This window comes from uncultured Limosilactobacillus sp. (genome assembly GCF_934202705.1).
Taxonomy (GTDB): Bacteria; Bacillota; Bacilli; order Lactobacillales; family Lactobacillaceae; genus Limosilactobacillus.
The window spans coordinates 1-3,257 of record NZ_CAKPYE010000020.1; the positions used below are offsets into that span (position 1 = coordinate 1).

At 40.4% G+C, this 3,257-nt stretch carries 2 protein-coding genes; both read right to left on the reverse strand.

Annotation, left to right across the window (positions count from 1 at the left end; all coding sequences use genetic code 11):
* Positions 1-511 precede the first annotated feature (511 nt).
* Positions 512-1,033, reverse strand: coding sequence for a PadR family transcriptional regulator (locus tag Q0C76_RS08875; RefSeq protein WP_016363844.1), 522 nt, complete (start codon positions 1,031-1,033; stop codon positions 512-514).
* Entirely contained in the window at positions 1,030-2,733 is a 1,704-nt protein-coding gene (locus tag Q0C76_RS08880; RefSeq protein WP_004559970.1) for an MFS transporter, read from the reverse strand. The genes Q0C76_RS08875 and Q0C76_RS08880 overlap by 4 nt, the downstream gene beginning before the upstream one ends.
* Positions 2,734-3,257 lie beyond the last annotated feature (524 nt).

Consider the following 3,257-nt stretch of genomic DNA (forward strand, 5'->3'; position numbering starts at 1 on the left):
GTGTAAGTGGCCTTGACCGTGATGGCCCGGGTTTGGCCATTGCGGTCAAGGTCCTTACACGCAGGTTTCTGGGGTGGTGATCGCGTTTAAATCAGAGCGTGAGCCACCCCGGTTAGAAACCGGAGTGTAAGTGGCCTTGGCCGTGATGGCCCGGGTTTGGCCATTGCGGTCAAGGTCCTTACACGCAGGTTTCTGGGGTGGCGATCGCGTTTAAATCAGAGCGTGAGCAGGCCCGGTTAGAAACCGGAGCATAAGTGGCCTCGGACATAAATGGCTGGGCTTTGGCCATTTATGTCCGAGGTCCTTATATGTAGGTTTCTGCGCCTGCGATTGCGTTTAGGTCAGAGCGTGAGCAGGGCCCTGAGCCAGTTCGTGCGTTTTGAAGAATAGTCAGCATCTCATTCTTTTCGGCAAGAAATCATATGGTATGTGTCATCAAAGACTCTCAGTTTGATATTTTAGGTAAGCCTTGTGAGTAAGCCCAATTTCAAAATAACAATCCAAGTCGCTACTACTTAACCGTTTTGCAAAACTCTTTAAGTTTATCTATAAAAAGTTGCTTTTGTTGAATCCCAATATCTAAACAAAATAGTTTGTACGGATCGACCTGTTTGCGGGAAAGTTTCAGTTTTAGTGCCTCCAACTCCTTAATCTCATCAGTTCGAGTATTAATTTCTGAGGTGATCAAGGCCGACCTTTTCTGCTCATCTAATTGTGAACTGTAGAATAGCCGAACCATAAAGTCCCATTTTGTTTTTTTGCTTTCAACTGGCTGTTGCAAATAACTCTCAAAGGCCTTTTTGCCTTTGGTCGTAATCGAATAGACCTTCTTGTTCGGCTTCCCCAACTGTGAAACAACTTCAAACGAAACTTTTCCTTCCTTGTCAAGTTTATGCAGGATTGGATACACACTGCCAAAAGAAGCGTTATAAAAATTTGAGAAAATAGTGGAAAATTGATTTTTGATTTCATAACCGGTGGCAGGTTTATCCACTAAAATGCCAAGCACAATATCATCACTTTTCACTTTCATCTACTCCTTAAAGAAATTGGTTTAACAGGTACTAGCCAAAAACAAAGCGCGATCAAGAAAATCAGCGGTGTTGCATATTGATATAGCTTTGTAAATGCTGTTACAAATTGTTGGGCAATTTCTCGCTTAATTTTGACCATCACATTATTTAAATCGCCTACTGACTTGATCACCTTTTTTGAGATGGTCGCTTTTATTTGGCGACGGATACTTGCTGGGAGCTGTTCTTCTTGAATACCCTTTTTGGTTAAATAAGCTTGATATTGCTGCTGAATCATCTCACGTTTTTGCTTCTGACTGACGACCGGTCCCGACTGCGATTTAGCTATCCCCTGTTGATTGTTCAGATGTCGTTTTATTTCGTTTAATGTCTTAGATCGTTGCGATTTAGAGATAGCCGTTTGGCGAATTTGATCTTCTGAAAAGCTCAACGCCTTTTGTTTAGCATGCGATATATTAACTCCCAGCGCGCTAACGAAAATGGCAACTGCCAAAACAGTTCCAAGTTGTCGCAAAACACCGATAACACTTTGCGAAGCTGTTAAATCGCTGCCTTGAAAACCGGCCGTTGATAGTACGCTAATTGGGCCAACTATAACGCCGTAGCCTGCGCCGATCAACAAACAATACGACACATATAGTAAATAGTTTAACGAAGTACCGATAGTGGAAAAACCTAAGTAGCCAGCCCCTAAGGCGATAAAACCAATGGCCAGTAACTTTTTGGGGTTCGTTTTTCTAACGAGAAAACCAGCGAGGGGCGATAAGATGAAGATCATGAATGTCGCTGGTGTAATTAATAGTGCCGATTGAAATGCTGTTTTATCAAAGATATTTGATAAGAAAATTGGCATGATGACCATAAAACCGACCAGAATTAACTGACCAAACAAGGTTGCCACTGATGCTAAATCGAAATTAGCATTTTTGAACAAACCAAAGTTAATCATCGGTACAGAAACGTGTTTTTCCCAAAAATAGAATAATACGCCAGATATGATGAAAAGGCTAAATAAAGCATAAATAGGCAAATTCCATCCCCAGAACCTTAGCTGAATCAATGCTAACGTCAGTGAAACAAGACCAATCACTGTCAGTAGGGAGCCAATCCAATCAATCTTAGTGTTTTCAACTGGTAAGTTGTTAGGAAGCGAGTGGATGCTCATTAACAAAGCAATAAGGGCAATTGGAATATTAATCATAAAAATCCATCGCCATCCCATAAACTGTGTAATCAAGCCACCAATTGTCGGCCCAAACGCTGCGGCAATCCCCTGTGTAATACCCACAAATAAAGTTGCTTTACGTTTAAACAAATCTGACTGAGTCGTAATGGCCAGATCCATGCTCAGTGGGAAAATAACAGCAGCACCAAAACTCTGAAATAACCGTCCAAGTATCAAAGAACCAACGCTATGGCTGATACCACTCAACAACGAACCAAGACCAAATATCACTAGCGCAATGATGAAAAAGCGCTTCTTTCCGTAAATGTTAGCAAGCTTTCCTAAGGGAATAGAGGTAGAGGCAAAAATAATCGTGTAAGCATTTAACGCCCATGAAACGCTTGTTAAACTCGCAGACAAACTTGTCTGAATTTCCGGAAGAGCAATGTTCATTATGGTCGTATCCAGCATGACTATAAAAATCCCTAGACACATCGCCATTAAAGCTGTTTTATTTGTGTGTGAATCTGTCATCAAAAGTCGTCTCCCTATGAATTTAATTTATATGAATACAATTCATAATATAGACGCAGCTTTATTTTTTTGCAAGGATTGTTTTTCGTTTTCTTAGTGCCTCGAATTTTTTACGTTAGAAAAAGACTAGCCAAAACCCGCGAGTAGAGTGGTATGCACTCTTTTTAACGGCGATAAAAATGCTTCAAAAATGGTAGTTAACACCATATCGTAATCAAAGCAGTCAATTCATACATATATTTAAAGCCCACAACACAAAAACGATTCCAAAACTTCTGAAACAAGCAGAAGCTTTAGAATCGTTTTAAATATGCATCATCCGTATGTAATCTTTCAAATGACGCATTGATCAAAAACCAAGACATGATTTCAGAGAGCAGTCAGTTGCCTCATATGATCATTCCTTGTTTTCTTGAATCTAATGTTCTTCAACACTAAAGAGGCTTTAAAACGCAAAAAAACAGAGATCCAAGTTCCTACAGGTGAACTTGGATCTCCTAAGTTAAGGATTTGACCGATGCAAT

Bases quoted from the DNA above. Each gene is read 5' to 3' on its own strand.
- Q0C76_RS08880 (WP_004559970.1), bottom strand. From the start codon at position 2,733: ATGACAGATTCACACACAAATAAAACAGCTTTAATGGCGATGTGTCTA.
- Q0C76_RS08875 (WP_016363844.1), bottom strand. From the start codon at position 1,033: ATGAAAGTGAAAAGTGATGATATTGTGCTTGGCATTTTAGTGGATAAA.